This window comes from Chloroflexus sp., from assembly GCF_034435895.1.
In the GTDB taxonomy this organism is placed as follows: Bacteria; Chloroflexota; Chloroflexia; order Chloroflexales; family Chloroflexaceae; genus Chloroflexus.
The window spans coordinates 1-15,215 of sequence record NZ_DAOTWH010000002.1 but is presented as its reverse complement, the minus strand read 5'-3'; the positions used below and the strand labels follow the sequence as shown (position 1 = coordinate 15,215).

At 60.1% G+C, this 15,215-nt stretch carries 11 protein-coding genes; 8 read left to right on the top strand and 3 right to left on the bottom strand.

Going from position 1 to position 15,215, the window contains the following annotated elements:
- Window positions 1–504 precede the first annotated feature (504 nt).
- Both U9R81_RS00070 and U9R81_RS00065 read right to left on the bottom strand, forming a co-directional pair.
- Window positions 505–4,017 (bottom strand): ATP-binding protein, encoded by a 3,513-nt coding sequence (locus tag U9R81_RS00070; RefSeq protein ID WP_322493510.1) that lies wholly within the window; start codon window positions 4,015–4,017, stop codon window positions 505–507.
- A 343-nt stretch (window positions 4,018–4,360) separates the two neighbouring features.
- A complete protein-coding gene (locus U9R81_RS00065) occupies window positions 4,361–5,779 on the bottom strand; it encodes an aspartate ammonia-lyase (protein WP_322493509.1) in 1,419 nt (472 codons plus the stop codon).
- Between the two features lie 926 nt (window positions 5,780–6,705).
- Here U9R81_RS00065 and dnaE point away from each other — a divergent pair.
- Entirely contained in the window at window positions 6,706–10,500 is a 3,795-nt protein-coding gene (dnaE, locus tag U9R81_RS00060) for a DNA polymerase III subunit alpha (protein WP_322493508.1), read from the top strand.
- A gap of 278 nt (window positions 10,501–10,778) precedes the next feature.
- Here dnaE and U9R81_RS00055 read toward each other — a convergent pair whose 3' ends face one another.
- Window positions 10,779–12,011: a hypothetical protein gene (locus U9R81_RS00055; protein WP_322493507.1), complete on the bottom strand. Its 1,233-nt coding sequence runs from the start codon at window positions 12,009–12,011 to the stop codon at window positions 10,779–10,781.
- A gap of 411 nt (window positions 12,012–12,422) precedes the next feature.
- Between U9R81_RS00055 and U9R81_RS00050 the strand changes: the two genes are divergently transcribed.
- From U9R81_RS00050 to U9R81_RS00020, 7 genes are read left to right on the top strand one after another with little or no spacing between them, the layout of a single operon-like run.
- Window positions 12,423–12,749 carry a hypothetical protein gene (locus U9R81_RS00050; RefSeq protein ID WP_322493506.1) on the top strand — a complete coding sequence of 109 codons (327 nt, stop codon included), beginning with the start codon at window positions 12,423–12,425 and terminating at the stop codon, window positions 12,747–12,749.
- A 15-nt stretch (window positions 12,750–12,764) separates the two neighbouring features.
- Window positions 12,765–13,208, top strand: coding sequence for a hypothetical protein (locus tag U9R81_RS00045; protein ID WP_322493505.1), 444 nt, complete (start codon window positions 12,765–12,767; stop codon window positions 13,206–13,208).
- Window positions 13,209–13,267: 59 nt separating this feature from the next.
- Complete coding sequence (locus U9R81_RS00040; RefSeq protein WP_322493504.1) at window positions 13,268–13,561, top strand: hypothetical protein; 294 nt, start codon at window positions 13,268–13,270, stop codon at window positions 13,559–13,561.
- Window positions 13,558–13,743: a hypothetical protein gene (locus U9R81_RS00035; RefSeq protein ID WP_322493503.1), complete on the top strand. Its 186-nt coding sequence runs from the start codon at window positions 13,558–13,560 to the stop codon at window positions 13,741–13,743. The genes U9R81_RS00040 and U9R81_RS00035 overlap by 4 nt, the downstream gene beginning before the upstream one ends.
- 31 nt (window positions 13,744–13,774) lie before the next feature.
- Window positions 13,775–14,251 carry a P-loop NTPase fold protein gene (locus U9R81_RS00030; RefSeq protein WP_322493502.1) on the top strand — a complete coding sequence of 159 codons (477 nt, stop codon included), beginning with the start codon at window positions 13,775–13,777 and terminating at the stop codon, window positions 14,249–14,251.
- The gene (locus U9R81_RS00025) at window positions 14,236–14,514 is read left to right on the top strand and encodes a hypothetical protein (RefSeq protein ID WP_322493501.1); all 279 of its coding nucleotides are present in this window, start codon (window positions 14,236–14,238) and stop codon (window positions 14,512–14,514) included. The genes U9R81_RS00030 and U9R81_RS00025 overlap by 16 nt, the downstream gene beginning before the upstream one ends.
- A gap of 18 nt (window positions 14,515–14,532) precedes the next feature.
- Window positions 14,533–14,781: a hypothetical protein gene (locus U9R81_RS00020; protein WP_322493500.1), complete on the top strand. Its 249-nt coding sequence runs from the start codon at window positions 14,533–14,535 to the stop codon at window positions 14,779–14,781.
- Window positions 14,782–15,215 lie beyond the last annotated feature (434 nt).

The window sequence follows — 15,215 nt, the reverse complement described above, 5'->3', positions numbered from 1 at the left end:
TCACCCCCAGCCCCCTCTCCCGCCGTGAGGTGGGAGAGGGGGAGCCGCGTGGTGTGCGGAAACGACCGTGTTTCAGCGGAACACAGTAGCGCCCCTCTCCCGCTGGCGCGGGAGAGGGGACGGGGGCGAGGGTTCGATCAGGTTTACCGCCGAGAGCACTGCGGGGGAGAGTCATTCCAACCCCCGCTGCGCCTTGGCTCGCTTTGCGCCTTGACAGTCTCCCAGCGGGGGAAGGCTGGGGTGGGGTCAACCAAAAAACCTTTGCGCTCTCTGCGTCCTTTGCGTTAAGAACCTCTGCGCCTTGGCTCGCTTTGCGCCTTGACAGTCTCCCAGCGGGGGAAGGCTGGGGTGAGGGCTTGCCTAACGTTTACCGCAGGGGGCGCCGAGAGCGCAGAGGGTGAGGGTTATTCCAACCCCCTCTGCGTCCTTCGCGACCTTTACGCCTTTACGTTAAGTATCTCTGCGTCTTTGCCCCTACTGCGTCTCTGCGATAAGAACAGCGGCCTACGACCCCACCCGCCGCTTCCGCGGCGCAACCGCCCGTTCCGGCGCGTGCGGGGTCAAACTCCTGAGGCAATCCGCGCGCAACCGGCCCGCCTCTGCCAAACCGAGCGGAATCGCCAGCGGAGCAAACGATTGGCGGGCAATGTTCTGCACTTCGGCCAACGCAGCCTGCGCGCGGCTAGCATCGCCCAACCGCAAACAAATGTCGCTCAGTACGAGCAAGCTCTCGCCAAGCAACGGCACATCAGGGCAGGCGCGGGCCAGCATCACCGCCTGCTCGGCTGCCAGTGCCGCTTGCGCCGCTTGGCCGCTCGCCAACCAACCGTTGGTCTGCGCCAACGCCACTAACGCCTGCGCCGGTAATTCGCCGGCCTGCGCGGCCTGTGCGCTGAGCGCATCAAGTTCGGCCCAAAGATCGCTCTGCGGCGCCATCGCGATCCGCCGGCCAAGATACCGCACCCGCGCCGCCAAGACAAACGACGGCACATTACTCGCTTGCGCTGCGCGCCACGCCCGCTCATACAGTGCGAGCGCCAGTTCTGACTGATCGAGCAATTCCCCAATCTGACCAGCCAACAGGCAAGCAATGTATGCCACCGGATGGCTTTGGGCAGCCTCAGCCTGCGCCGCCAATTGCGCCAACGACCATGCCGGCGTCCGGCCTTGGGCCAAATCAACGAAGGTCAAGTAGCTCTGCATTAAAAGCGCGCCATATTGGCTCTTGACCTGCGTCGCGATATCCAAGCCACTCGTAAAATCGCGCCGGGCCGCTTCGTGTTCGCCAATCCGCAGATACACCCAACCGCGACCGGCATACTTGCCCCACATCCCCGGCTTATACGACTCGCCGGCGACTTCCAGCGAGCGCGTATACACCCGCTCGGCCTCATCGTACCGCCCGCAGTTCAGCAACATCTGGCCGATCATCGTCAACGCCGCCGCTTCCAACCGGCGCAAACCGCTGCGTTGCGCGATTGCGACCGTCTGATCGAGCACATCACGGGCCTGCCGGTACTCTTGGGCAAAGACCAGCGCCGTACCGAGATGGTTCAAACTTTGCGCGGTTTGGGCCATCACCCCCGGCCCGTGATCATCATCGGGCCGGATATGTTCAATGCTGGCGCACGCTTGGCGCAGATCGGCAATCGCTTCCTCCATCTGCCCCAACATCAAGGCGCTAACGCCACGAATATTGCGCGCGCGCACCAGATTGATCGTATCGTTGAGCGATGTCGCCAGCGCCAGCGCCTGCGTCGCCGCAGCGTATGCCTCGCCAGCCCGATCGCGGGTGTAGAGGGCATACGCCTGCATGACCAGCGCCTGCACATAGAGCGCCGGGAACTCACGGCTAGCCGCCACCGCCTGCGCGAGTAGAGCGAAGGCTGGCTCCGAATCACCTTGATACAGCGCCACCACCCCGCGTTGCATCGCGGCCCGCGCCCGCAGTTCACGCTCGGCGCGGCTCGCGCCGGTGAGCAACGCTTCGGCGTGGGCAATTGCCTCGCCCGCCGGCACAAATGCCGCCAGATCAGTACTCTCGCGGGCGTGGTCGAGCCAGCAACGGGCAGCGTGCAACCGGTAGCCGGCTTGCTCGTAATGATAGGCAATCCGCGCCGCATAGCCACTCTGGCCGGCGTAGACCGCCGCTAACGCGCGGGCGGCTTGCTCGTGCAGGAGTGGCACCCGATCGGCGGGAGTCTCGCTCACGATCAGATCGTGAATCAGATGGTGCGAAAAAGCGTAATCGTCAGCGCCGTGGATCACCGTATCCACTAGCAAGTGGCGCGCGCTCAACTCATCAAGCGCCGAAGCGTACTTGGCCGGCGACCACGCGAGCATCCGTTGCAAAACCGCATCGGCGCAGGAAAAACCCAAGATCGCCGCCGCTTCCAGCATCTGGCGGTTGTGCTCGCCGATCGCGCGCAAGCGCAACCTGAGGATATCGCGCAGACCGGTCAGACCACTCTTGGTCACTTGACGCATCTCACCCAATGCCGCTACCGCTTCATGCAAGAGGAGCGGCAACCCACCCGCATACCGCCGGATATCGGCCAGCGTAGACGCACTAAGCGACTGCCGATCCAGCATCTGGGTCAAAAAGCGATCCGTTTCCTCCGCTGTGAATGGTTGCACGGAGACATCATGCGCGCATTGCTGGCGGCGCAGACTCCGCTTCAGCGCCAGCAATGCCGGCGTAATCGCGCCCGACCGGTGCGTCACAATCACCAAGAGCGGCAGCGAACGGCACCCCGCAGCCACGTCACTCAGCACGTCCAGCGAAGCTTGGTCGATCCAGTGCGCATCTTCAATCAGCAACAGCAGTGGTTGGGTAGCGGCCAACGCTTGCAACGCTTGCCGGATCGCCAGCCGCAGCGCCGCGGCATCAGGCTGATCAGGCACGAACAAGCCGGGCCGCAATAGCGCCAATTCGGGCGCTAGCGGAGCCAACCGCGCCAGCCAATCGGCGTTCGCTGCCGCCTGCACCAAATGAGTGGCAGCGGCGGTCAAGACCTGCCGCCACGGTAGATATGCCTGCTGCTCGCCGATACTGCGGGCCGGCTGGCAATACCCTCGCAATACCTGCCATGCAGGCATGGTAGCCATCCCGTTCGAGCGGTGGATCGCCTCTTGCACCAGTGCCGTCTTGCCCACACCAGCCAGCCCGGAGACAAAGACGATCCGGCCCTGCCCTTGCCCGGCATGGTGCATCAGTTCAAGCAATTGCCGGAGCGGTTCATCACGCCCGATAAACAGCGCCAGCGATTGGCGGGCAGGTTCCGGCAGCTCCAACCGGTGATGGAGCAGATCGTGATACAGCGCCGTCGTTTCCGGGGCCGGTTGCGCATCCAACTCGCGCTGCAACTCTTCGACCAGCGCCCGATACAGATCGAGCGCCGCCGCGCGCTGGCCGGACGATGCCGCCGCCGTCATTGCCCACCGCACCGCCTCTTCATCCCACGGATCGAGCGCCAGTAACCGGCGCGCCCATACGCCTACCCGCTGCCAATCGCCGCGATCGAGCCAGACCCGCGCCAGCGTTTTAAGCAAGAGCAGATAGCGCCGGTGCAAGACTGCGCGCCGGGAGAGAATCTCGTCATCGCTATCAACGCCGGGGGCCAATTCACCGCCGTACAGCGCCGCTGCCGCCTCCATCTCCGCCACCGTCGTCCACTCTTGTTCAAAGGCAGTGACATCGAGCTGGCAGTCGGGCGGCGCATTCCAGACAATTTCTTGCGTTGAAACCTCCAACCATGGCCGTGCCGCCGGCGGCAACAGCTCGCGCAAGAGGTACAGATGCCGGCGCAGATTCGCCAACGCCTCAGCCGGTTCAGCGTCGGGCCAGAGGATAAAAGCCAGTTGCTTGCGGCCACACGGCTGGCGCGGACGCAAGACCAAACGAACCAACAACCGGCGCAGACTCTCACGGTACGGAAAGATAGTACGGTCTGCTCCCGCCTCAAACCGGATATCACCGAGCAACACAATGCGGACGGAGAGGGTCACTGACGCCATCGATGCTCTCCGAGGCACGGAACGGATAGGCGATGCTTGATATTATAGCTTGCCTCACCGCGAGATGCTAGTCAACGCCGCGATGTATGGAGAGACGTCCGCCCGTCCCCACGACGCAGAGGAAGCAAAGGTACAGTAGATCCGGCAGCTGTCCGGCTCCGCAAAGACGCCAAGAACGCAGAGTGCGCAAAGATCTGTGGGATGTCGATCATCCTCTGCGACCTCCGCGCCCTCTGCGGTAAACTCACCCCTCCCCCGCTGGAGGAGGGGTTGGGGGTAGGGCCACATCCCCCAGCGGGAGAAGTCAACGTATCACACCCCCAACGGGATAGCCAGCCTACCTTTAGCCCGCAGCGGCAATGCCCTGAATACCGCCTTCGGTCATCTTGTAGACATCGAGCAGCTCGTCAACCTGTTCGGCAGTGAGCAGGCCCTTCTCGACCACCACCTCTTTGATCGTCTTGCCGGTGGCCATGGCCTCTTTCGCCACCGCCGCACCGTTCAGGTAGCCGATCACCGGATTGAGCGCCGTGACCAGAATCGCATTCTTGGCGAGCCAGCCCGCCGCCTTCTCGCGGTTAGCAGTGATGCCAACCACGCATTTCGTAGTAAAGGCGTTAATCGCGCCGATCAGCACATGCATCATCTCAAACAAATTGTGCGCGATAATCGGCATCATCACGTTCAACTCAAGCTGACCAGCTTGCGCCGCCAACGCCACGGTCAGATCACAACCCTGCACGTGATAGCACGCCATGTTCAGCATCTCGGCCAGCACGGGGTTCACCTTACCTGGCATGATCGACGACCCCGGCTGCACGGCGGGCAAGCGGATCTCGTCGAGACCGGTGGCCGGGCCGGAAGAGAGCAGGCGGAAGTCGTTAGCGATGCGACCCAGCGTGATACAGAGCGTACGCAGACTGGCCGAGAAGTCGGCGGGATCGGCCATGCTCTGCATCGACTCGAACAAGTTGCCCGACGAGCGTAGCTCATGGCCGGTTAGTTCGCTCAGCTTGGCAACCATGCGCGCATGGTATTCAGGGTGGGCATTGAGGCCGCTGCCGGTGGCAGTACCGCCAATTCCCAGCCGGCGCAGGCGGTCGGCAGCAGCCGATATCCGTTCCATATCGTTGCGCACCGCCTTCGCATAGGCGCCAAACTCTTGGCCGAGCCGCACTGGGACGGCGTCTTGCAAGTGGGTGCGGCCCGACTTCACCACATCATCGAACTCAACGGCCTTCGCCTCCAGCGCATCGGCCAGATCGTCAATCGCTGCCAGCAGTTCGGGCAACCGCCACAGACACCCCAACCGGATCGCGGTCGGAATGGTGTCGTTGGTTGATTGGGCCATGTTCACGTGGTCGTTCGGGCTGACCGGCTTCTTGGGGTCATCAAGGCTGTAGCCCAAAATCTGGTTCGCGCGATTGGCCAGCACCTCGTTGACGTTCATGTTGTGCGAAGTGCCGGCACCGGCCTGAAACGGATCGACTACGAACTGGTCAGCATGCTGGCCGGCCAGCACCTCTTCGGCAGCTTGAATGATTGCATTGGCGATCTGCGGATCAAGCAGCCCTAAATCGCGGTTGACTTCAGCCGCCGCCCGCTTGATCATCGTCTGCGCCCACACAAAGGCGCGATAAGGACGCATCCCGCTCACCGGGAAGTTCAAGACAGCGCGTTGCGTTTGCGCGCCGTAGAGCGCATCAGCCGGCACCTGCATCTCACCCAACGAATCGCGTTCAATGCGGTAACGCTCAGCCATGAGTTCAACTCCTTTTTTTCATGTAGCAAGAGCGCATATTGCGCTCTGTTCGGCATGGGGCAGATCACATCACATCGCGATTGTATCATAGCCGCACCAATACCAAAGCGCAAAGGCGATGATTCGGGTTGGTCAATCATCATCACCTTGCGCTTTGGTATTGTCCCCAACCTCATCAGGACTCACGTCGGACAGAACCTCTAAGCGCAGATGCAATCGACCGCCTTGGAGGCACCGATTTACCCTCACCCCCAGCCCCTCTCCCGCTGGCGCGGGAGAGGGGAGCGCACAGTTAAGCTTCGAGGTATCGCACAACGACAACGATTTTGACAGACCAACGGTTCTGTCCGTCCCTCACCACCCTCCGTCCTCGGCGCCCTCTGCGGTAAACTACTTGCCTCCTCCCCGTGGACAAGGTGGGGAGATGTTGTGTACCGCTCCCGCCGTGCCGTTCCCTCCCGTCCAGCAGCTCCCCCTCTCCCACCTGACGGTGGGAGAGGGGGTTGGGGGGTAAGGGCGCCCGCTCCCTCCCCTAGCGGGGGAGGGTTGGGGTGGGGCAGGATCTACCTGCACCGGCGAGCCGGACAGCCGTCCGTCTTTACATCTATCCCCTTTGCGCCTCTCCGCGTCCTTCGCGTCTTTGCGTTTACATCCCTGCGCCTTTGCCCCCTCTGTGCCTTTATGAGCCGGACAGCCGTCCGGCTGTTAAAAATCCCTTACAGTTTGATGAAACTGTATTCGCAACCCGCTGCCGATGTGCTATAATCAGACCAAACCGCCGCACCATCGGTAGCGATTTATGTCGATATAATACCAAAAAACCGACACCGCTATCATTTTTTCGGACAAATGTTTTAGGTTTAGATCGCCTGTTTGCCCTTGATCACGCCTGTCAAGTGTAAAGAATTTTTCGACGCGAGCACACCATGCGCGACTTTGTTCACCTGCATGTCCATTCCGAATACAGCCTGCTCGATGGCTACGCCACCACCAAAGGGATCGTTCAGCGCGCCGCCGATTTGGGCATGGATAGCATCGCCCTCACCGACCACGGGGTGTTGTACGGCACGATAGAGTTTTACGAGGCAGCCAAAAAAGCCGGCATCCGCCCCATCCTCGGTGTCGAAGCCTATATGGCCCCCGGGTCGCTGAGCGACCCGATGACCAAAGGGGCCAAGAACTATTTCCACCTCCTGCTGCTGGCCCAAAACGAAACCGGCTATCGCAATCTGGTCAAGCTTACCACCCGCGCCCACCTTGAAGGCATGGGCAAAGGCGTCTTCGCCCGCCCCCGCATCGACCGCAATCTGCTCGAAGCGCACCACGAGGGCCTGATCGTCACCTCGGCCTGTCTGGCCGGCGAGGTGTTGCACTATCTCAAGAGCGGCGATCGCCGCACCGCCGTTGAGACGGCGGCCTATTACCGCGATCTGCTCGGCCCTGACCGCTACTATATCGAGTTGCAACTGCACGATAATACGCCCGAACTCGAACCGCTCAACGATGAGTTGGTGCGAATCGCCCGCGAACTCGGCATTCCCCTCGTTGCCACCAGCGATGCCCATTTCGTCCGCCCCGAAGATAAGGACACCCAGCATAAGGTGATGGCGATGGGCATGAATATGACCCTTGCCGAGTTCTGCGCCCGCGAATACGCGATGGACGAAACCTACCACATTCTGTCGGGCGAAGAGATGTGGGACCGCTTTAAGCGGTACGGCACCGAGCCATTGGAAAATACCCGCCGCATCGCCGATATGGCCCGGCTCAAGCTGGAGTTTGGCCGCGTCCAGTTGCCGGTCTTCGAGCTGCCGGAAGGGCACGATGCCGCCTCGTACCTGCGCCTCGTCTGCGAAGAGGGGTTGATGCGCCGCTTTCACGGCCAGCCGCCCGCAGAGTATCTGCGCCGGTTGGAGTATGAGCTGGACGTGATCAATAAAACCGGCTTCCCCGATTATATGTTGATCGTGTGGGATTACGTCAAGTTTGCTCGTTCGCGCGGCATCCCCTGCCTGCCCCGCGGTTCGGCTGGCGCGTCGCTCGTGCTTTACGCCCTCGGCATTACCGACGTCGATCCGGTCAAGAATAAGCTGCTCTTCGAGCGGTTCCTCTCGCCTGAACGGCTTGAGATGCCCGATATCGATACCGACTTCGCCGATTCGCGCCGCCACGAGATTCTCGATTACATTGCCCAGAAGTATGGCCGCGAGAATGTGGCCCAGATTATCACCTACGGCACCCTCGGCGCCAAGGCGGCCATCCGTGATATGGGCCGCGTGCTCGGTCTCGATCCCGGCGAGGTTGACCGGGTGGCGAAGCTGATCCCGTCGCTGCCGGTTGGCACCACTATTGCGCAGGCGCTTGAGCGGGTGCCTGAATTGAAGCAGATCTACGAGACCCAGCCCCATTTGCGCGAGTTGATTATTGAAGCGCAGAAGGTGGAGGGCCGTATGCGCTCGGTCGGCACCCATGCCTGTGGCGTGGTGGTTAGCCGCACCCCGCTCGAAGAGCTGGTGCCGCTCCAACGCACCACCAAAGACGAGAATGCGCTGATGGCGGCGTTTGAGGGGCCGACGCTCGCCAAGATGGGTCTGCTCAAGATGGATATTCTCGGTCTCACCAACTTGTCGGTGGTGGCCGAGGCGCTGAAGTATATCGAGCAGACGACCGGTCGCCGTATGTGGCTCGATGAGATTCCGCTCGATGATCCGAAGGTGTTTGAGGCGTTGGGTCGCGGCGAGACCAAGAATGTGTTCCAACTGGAGTCAGCGGGGATGACCCGCTATCTCATGCAGTTGAAACCGACCCGCGTTGAAGACCTCTACGCGATGGTCGCGCTCTACCGGCCCGGCCCGCTGGAGCAGATTCCAGTCTATATCCAGAATAAGAATAATCCCTCCCAAATCCGCTATCTCCACCCGGTGCTTGAACCGATTTTGTCCGATACCTATGGCGTGATCGTCTACCAAGAGCAGATTATGCAACTGCTCCAGACGGTGGCCGATTATACGCTCGGCCAAGCCTATATCGTGATCAAGGCCATTAGCAAGAAGAACAAGGAGCTGATGGCCGAAAACGAGGCGATCTTTAAGCAGGGGTGCCAGCGCAAAGGCATTAGCAAAGAGGTGGCCGACCAGCTTTGGGAGCTGATCTTGCCCTTCGCCGGCTATTCGTTCAACCGCCCCCACGCAACCCTGTACGGCTTGCTCAGCTATCAGACGGCGTGGCTCAAGGTGAATTATCCGGTTGAGTATATGACCGCGGTGCTGACCGGGGCCGGCGGCGTGATTGAAGATGTGACCAAGGCCGCGCTTGAGGCGCGCCGGTTGGGGGTGGCGGTGCTGCCGCCCGATGTCAATCGTTCACAGAAGGGCTTTGCCATCGAGCCGCTGGCGCCGCCGCTGCCCCCCGGCGTCACCCATAACCGCGGCATTCGCTTCGGTCTGATGGCAATCAAGAACGTCGGCGAAGGGCCGGTTGAGGCAATTATCGCGGCCCGCGAGACCGGCGGCCCGTTCCAGTCGCTCGAAGACCTCTGCGCCCGCGTCGATCGCCACGCGCTCAACAAGCGCACGCTGGAAAGTTTGATCAAGGCCGGCGCGCTCGATTCGCTGCCCGGCACCCGCCGCCAAAAGCTGGCCATCCTCGATCAGGCGGTGAACGCCGGCATTGAAGCGCAGAAGGCGCGCGAAATCGGCCAGAGCAGCCTGTTCGATATCTTCGGTGAAAGCAGCAACAGCGGCCCGACCGTGGCCCGTATCCCAATGCCGCTCATCACCGAGACTCCCGCCGAGCAGAAAGAGGTGCTGCTGTGGGAGAAAGAGCTGCTGGGGCTGAATATTTCGGACGATCCGATCGCCAAGGCGCTGGAAGGGATTGACCTCAGCGGCGCTACCGAGCTTGGCTCGATCAATGAAGAGCTGATCGGCGAAACGCTGACCTTCGTCGGCGTGCTGAGCGGCGTGCGCCGGATTGCAACCAAGAAGGGCGATTCGATGCTGGTGGCGATGCTCGAAGACCTCACCGGCAGCATCGAGATCGTGGTCTTCCCCAAGGTGCTGGCGAAGTCCGCCGATCTGTTGCAGAACGATGCGGTGGTGCGGGTGACGGCGAAAGTTGATAACCGGCGCGATACGCCGCAGTTGGTGGTCGAGAGTGTGGAAGCGCCAAGCACGATTGATGTCGCCGCCAGTGCGCAACCAGTTGAGATGGATCTGGAAGGGATGGGTGAGGAGCTGATCAGCGACATGGTGATCGAGCTACCGGCGCCGGCACCCGTCGCGCAACCGGCGCCAGCACTAGCTGCTGCTCCCGCCAGCGCGCCTGTTGCTGCCGCGCCTGCCGCTGCCCCGCCGCCGGCTAAGCCGCCAGCCGTGCGTCCGCGCCAGCCGGTCAAGCTAGCCAGCAACGGCAATGGCAACGGGCATAGCAATGGCAACGGCCACGGGAAGACAGCCGAACCGGCCCGCGCCGATGGCCCGCCGGCGCGCAATCTGCGCATCTACCTGCCGCGCAGCAACGACTTCGACGCCGACGTTGCCTTGATGCAGCACATTCACAGCCTGCTCAGCGCCAGCCACGGCCACGATCAGGTCACGCTTTACCTGCCCAACGGTGTTGGCATGGTGGTGCTGCAATCGCAACAAACCATCGAACTGTCAGACGCGCTGGTCAACGAATTGCGCCAGCTCCTCGGCCACGAGCGGGTCTTGGCGGCATAAGTAAGTAAAGCCGCACGAACGTGTGGCTCTCATCACGCACGTCCGTGCGGCTCAAGGCGCAGAGGGGGCCAAGGCGCAGAGACCTTAAACGCAAAGGTGCGAAGAACGCAGAGGCCGCAGAGATCGCAAACGCAAAGGCGCGAAGAACGCAGAGGTCGCAGAGATGTTAGAGTTGACAAAGCCTCTGCGCTCTCCGCGCCCTCTGCGGTAAAACTAGCTCCCTACAGGCGTAGCGATCTTCCTGTAAAGCCGCACGGCGGTGCGGCTCTTAACACTCCTTATTGAGATGCAACCACCGCAAACCCACCCACAAACGTCTGCTGCGAATGGTGGCTATACAACACCAGCGTATACGTTCCCGCCGGCACATCGCGCAGCGATAGCGTCCCGCTCACCCGGCCATCGCCATCGGCCCGCACCGTTGTCACCGTCACCGGCGGCGCGCCATCTGGCGGGTTATACCAAATCCCCACCGGCTCGCCGGGAGCAAACCCTTCGGCGTCATAGGATAACGTTTGCCCAACTATCGTCACCTCAAGCGCGCGCCAGTAGGTCAATTCCGGGCCGAGGCCTATAGTAGCGCGCGGCACATTACTCTGCCCGCGCCCCATTTCGGTCACGCCGTCGCGGTACGCCAAACGGGCTAATCGGCCAATCGCAACCCCATTCGGCGCATCATCCCGCACCCGGAAACGGATCGTCATCCTCACCAGATCACGGTTAGCCGCCAGCGGGCCGGTACGGATCGTAATCAACCCCGGCTGCACCTCGCTCACCCACACCCCAGCCCGGCTCGGCGTCGCATCGAGCAAGATCAACGTATGCGCATCAAACGGCAGCTCGATCGTCGCATCAAACACCGGCCCGCGGCCATAGTTCTCTAACACCACATCGAGCGCCAACACCTCGCCGGGCCGCGCCACATCATCCACTCGCTGCGCCAACGCAAGACGAGCCGGACGCGCCCCACGCGCCAGATCTACCGTGTACTGCACATCATCAATCAGCCACGTGTCGCGTGTGCCACTGACTTCAATTGTCGCGATGGTCTGGTTCGGCGGCGCAGTCAGTGTCACCCGATCAAGCTGGCCGGTAAAGGTGTTCGGTTCAACCACCGCTGTCCCCAACACGCTACCGCCAGCAGCGAACGCCGTGAAGGTGAGCGGGTCTGAGGTTGATACTGCTGCACTAAATGACATCACACCCTCTGGCAGCGCAATCTCGCCGGTACCGGCGCCGCTCACCCGCGCAAAACCATTGCCGTTCACCGCAAAAGCGCAGGTACCGCCAAAGTCAGGGCATGATTCAGGAAACGGTGCATTATAGCGCCCGCTGCGCAGATCGCCGAACCGCCAGCCCAATTGAAACACCAACCCGCCGTAGGCATCGATCGATTGATTATCAGGGAAGCCTTCAAAATCGAGGGTAAACGTTCGCTGCGCTTGGGCAGCCGCCGCCGATACCGAAAGCAGCGACCAAACGATCAATACGATGGCAAGATAACGGCGCATGCAACCCTCCCTCGCAGCAGCAGCGGTTGCTTTCTATTATAGGGGGTAGCGCCGGATGTTTGGATGGCAAATTTGTCAGGAATGGAACGCATGAGATAACGGTTTTGCGAGTAATGCGCTGCCCGCACAGGCCAGCGCTTGGCTGGCCACCGAGCAAGCTGTAGGACGCTGATCGACTCCCAATCGTGTCGTTTAGCGTGCGTTTCCGAATCGGTCAACACCGCGTCAAGCCCCGATCCCAACGTGCTCCTCACATTGGCGAAAATCCCAGCGGTTGATCAACGTAGACGCTACACCGCCTCAAGAATGTTGATAGAAAATAAAAAATATTGCAATTGTAAGATATTGCCAACAATACGTTCACGACATAGGCTAAGAACCATATCAACACAGTGTGAAAGGAGAGCGAAGATGACCGAGCTAGGGTCTCAGACTAGTCGCTCCAAATCTCTCTGGCCATTTTACCGTGAGGTAGATGGGTTGGAGTTTTCCAATCCACCAATAGCTAGAGAACGGTTCGATCAAATTCTGGCTGAAGGTCTCAGCCATTACACCGGTCCACCCGATTTGTGGCACAACATCGCTATAACGGCGGGATGTGTCCAGCATAACCAAGCCCAGCTCGCTTTTGTGGAAGAAGGTTTGCGCGAGTGGCTCGAAAAGGTTGATCTCTTGTGCGATGCGCTCCAATACCGCTTCTCGAGCCACTTTGATCCAGAACAAGCGCAGCGGCTGTAGCAAACGCTTGCCGGCATGCCACGCAAGCAGACCGGGCCATACTGGCGGTTTTGGGGGTATGGCGCAATTTATCACGCAACGACGCTAAACGATCCAGCCACGGCACTGCAGTTGCTTGATGATGGCCTGCTTGCTGTGAAGCGCGACGGGTTAATGGATATCTTGCGCACCTACCGCCGCGTCTTGATCGACTCGGTGCCGTTGCGTAAGCTTGACAGCATTGACCAGCTCGCCGCCTACCAGCAAGAGGCCATAAGCATCCTTGAGTCGCGCTACCGGATGGGCATCCAGCTTGGCATTGAGAATGCTTACGTCTTGGCGCAAGATTTGGCCCGGTTGCATCAGGAACGCGCTGGCGTCGAAGCAGACGAATCCACCCCAAACGAGAATGATGCCTACCTTCGTAAGGGCATTGGCATACCTCGACCTTGCCGAAAAGCTCTATACCGGCGATCCTAATCATCAGATTTGGAATATCTATGTGCAGCGCGTTCGCATTCTGATGGCCCAACACAAATATGGCGAAAATTTTGCGCAGCTTGCCTGAGCAGAGGCAGAAAGGGGATCCATCGCTCACCATCATGTATGAACCCGCGGCCTACATGACCGGCGAGTCTGAGCAGGAAGCGGATCGGAGCGCAACCATTGCTGGTCCGGCAGCGGAGAAGACCGCAGCAGAACATCTCGAAAAAGCTCTTCAGCTCATCTTCGCCAATGAGGGAAGCCTATTGCTTGAAATCGCCAAAAATAATCCCCCCATCGTTAGCATCCTACGGCGAATTGTGCGCGCCTTGGACATGGAGAAGCGATGATGAAAAACCGCTACGTCGTGCAACGCCCTTTTCTCCGCTTCGATCACCGCATCACCGATATCGATCATTTGGCTGACGATCTCCGCCGGTCTAGCCTTGCCAACATCATTGCCAATGACATTCTGAGTGAACGGCCGCCCAGCGTGATCGGGGTGTCAGGAAAAGGGGTATCAATTACATAACCCATCCCTTGGCGGCAAAACCACCCATCGCTTGATCGCTTCGTATTTGATCGACCTCCTGATCGAGGTTTCCCCGCTCGTGGTCCCGGGTGGCGGTGTTGCGGCAGCGGCGGGCAAGGCGATTCGCTCAGCGACGAGCAAATTTCAACAGACCAAAGATCAACGCGCGCAACCCCTGCTGATCGATGAGGTGAAGGGTAAGATGGCCGAGTTGGTTGAGGCCATTCTAGATAGCGCGCATGAAGCTGATCCAACGAAGCAGAAACAATACCGGCTGGTTATTTTCATCGATGATCTTGACCGCTGTTCGACCGAGCGGATGGTGCGTATGTTTGAATGGCTAAAGGTGCATATGCTGGTGGAAAGATGCACCTACGTGCTGGCGCTGGATCACATCGCCGCTGCCCGTGCGATTGTTGGCCGCTACCGCGAGTACTTAGGCGAAGACCAAGATCTTGCCTATGGGTTGCGCTATCTGGAAAAGTTGATCGAGTGGAGTACGAATTAGGCATTGCGCGCGACGTCGAGCAGATGGCCATCCGGCAAGTGCATTATCCGCATAAAGTGCCGTACCGCAGAGTCAGTGAAATTGCCCAACAGTTACGTGACGGCGATTGCCCCGGCGTGCAGCACATTGATCAATTACTGGCACTGCGCTCGCTGCTCGTGCCGCGCACCATGCTCAAGATCGTGAACCGGTTTAAGCCGGTGATAGAATTTCTCAGGGAGCATCCACTGGCAAACCAATTGCCTGAGTCATATCTGTTCTAGGTGTTGTTTTTGATCGCTATGTACTACCAGCTCAACTCGGACCATCTTGATGAGTTCGTGCGCGGGCGCGGCACGATTCATGAACTGATGAAGAATCTGGGATCGGTGCAATCGGACAAATGTGGTACCGGCCCATTTCGCGAATTTTGCCAGTATGCCGATCGTTTCGGCGCATCGGCAGGGTCAAGTTTACAAATACTTCGCGTAGACTATCTCCTTGTCTTAACATCAATTGTCCGCGAAAGCACCTTTGACGGTCAGTTGTGAATGATCAGCAATAGCTCTGCGTATCACAGCACCCCTATGCTCTGGCAGGAGTGAGCACATGGGTGCCGATGCTTTCCGCACCGCACATTCCATCCACCATCCTGAAAATCCCCCATTCCCTCCCGCCCTGCACAATGCTATAGTAGCAGTACAATCTATCTGCCAGCAGTGCAACCTCTCTGCAGATAGCGCGTACATGCATGATGCATGCAAGTCTTCTCGGCTGCTCGAATTCGATACCTCAAGGTCGTTTACCGTCTTAAATGACAAGACGGCAGAAAAGCGCTCGTTGTAGGGAGGCCGTATGTTTTTTGCTCACCGGTACTGGTTCGTCGCCCTTGTCGGTCTGCTCATCGTTGCTCTCACCGCGTGCGGCGGCGGCAATGCCGCGCCGACCGCCACCCCCACCCAAGCCGCTGCTGCACCCACCCGCA